General features: G+C 67.5%; 1 protein-coding gene. It reads left to right on the forward strand.

The features are described 5' to 3' along the window. Positions 1-166 precede the first annotated feature (166 nt). Entirely contained in the window at positions 167-1516 is a 1350-nt protein-coding gene (locus tag ABZ444_RS51410) for an IS4 family transposase (protein ID WP_358012712.1), read from the forward strand. The last annotated feature ends 13 nt before the right edge of the window (positions 1517-1529 follow it).

Consider the following 1529-nt stretch of genomic DNA (forward strand, 5'->3'; position numbering starts at 1 on the left):
CAATGCCGGTTAGTTAGGGCTGGGGCTGGATCGTCTAGCCCTGCGGTGATCAAGACATGAGAACGGAGATCCGGTAGAACGGGTGATCTTCCCAAACCATCCGTCGTCCACTGGATCTCCGTTGAGTGCTGATTCTGTCAGGTCGCAACTGGCCTGCGCTATTGCTGTGGTGAATCGTCAGGTCCGAACGGCCGCGGGAGTGTTCGCGCCCGGCCATCTGGGTGAGCTGACGCAACTGGTGCCGTTCGAGATGGTCGATGCGGTGCTGGCCGAGGCGGGTGGCCGTGAGCGGCGGTTACGCGATCTGCCCTCACGGGTGGTGGTGTACCTGCTGCTGGCAGCAGTCTTGTTCGCAGAACTGGGATATCGGCAGGTGTGGGCCCGGCTGGTGTCAGGGCTGGCCGAGCCCGGCCCGGTGCCGTCCTCATCGGCGTTGGCCCAGGCCCGACGCAGGGTCGGGGTGGCGCCGCTGAAAGCGCTGTTCGAGCTGCTGGCCGGTCCCCCCGCAGGAGCCGCACGGTGGCGGGAACTGCTGGTGTGTGCGCTGGATGGCACCACACTGCCGGTGCCCGACAGCCAAGCCAACCTGGCCCGCTACGGTCATCAGTCCGGTTCGCACGGCGGGTCGGGGTATCCGCTGGTCCGCTTGGTGGCGGTGGTGGCCTGCGGCACCCGCGCCCTGCTCGCGGTGAGGTTCGGACCGTTCAAGACGGGCGAGACCAGCTACGCGCCGCAGGTGTTCGGTTGCCTGCGCTCTGGCATGCTCCTGCTGGCTGATCGCAACTTCGCCGTGCGTGACCTGGTCACCTCGATCGCCGCCACGGGCGCGGACCTGCTGATCCGGTGCAAGAACAACCGCTCGCTGCCTCGGCTGGCGCCGTTGCCGGACGGGTCGTTCCTGTCCACCCTGGGCGGGGTCATGGTCAGGGTGATCGACGCCGAGGTCACGGTGACGTTGTCCGGTACCGGCCGCCGCTCGGGCCGCTACCGGCTGATCACCACGCTGACCGACCACCGTCGCTACCCCGCCCTGGACGTGGTCACTCTCTATCACCACAGGTGGGAGATCGAAACGACCTACCTGGAGCTGAAGTCCACCCTCTTGGGCGGACGGGTCCTGCGCGCACGCACGCCCCAGGGCATCGATCAGGAGATTTGGGCGCTGCTGACCGCATATCAGGCGCTGCGGCTGGCGATGGCCGATGCCACCTCGGCCCCGGCGGCCCTACCGGCTGACCGGGCCAGCTTCACCATCGCCCTGCACACCGCCCGTGACCAGATCATCCACGCGGCCGGCATCATGGCCGACAGCGTGGTCGATCTCATCGGCGCGATCGGTCGAGCCGTTCTGGCCGACCCCCTGCCATCCCGCCGTGTCCGGGTCAGCCCCCGGATCGTCAAACGCGCCATCTCCAAGCACCGGGCCAAGGGGCAGGTCGACCGGACCAACCACCGAGCGGCCATCGCCATCGATGTCCTTACCGACCCCGAATCGACAACCGCCCAAGCACCCTAACTAACCGGCATTG

It is taken from the genome of Nonomuraea sp. NPDC005730 (assembly GCF_040630865.1).
GTDB lineage: Bacteria > Actinomycetota > Actinomycetes > Streptosporangiales > Streptosporangiaceae > Nonomuraea.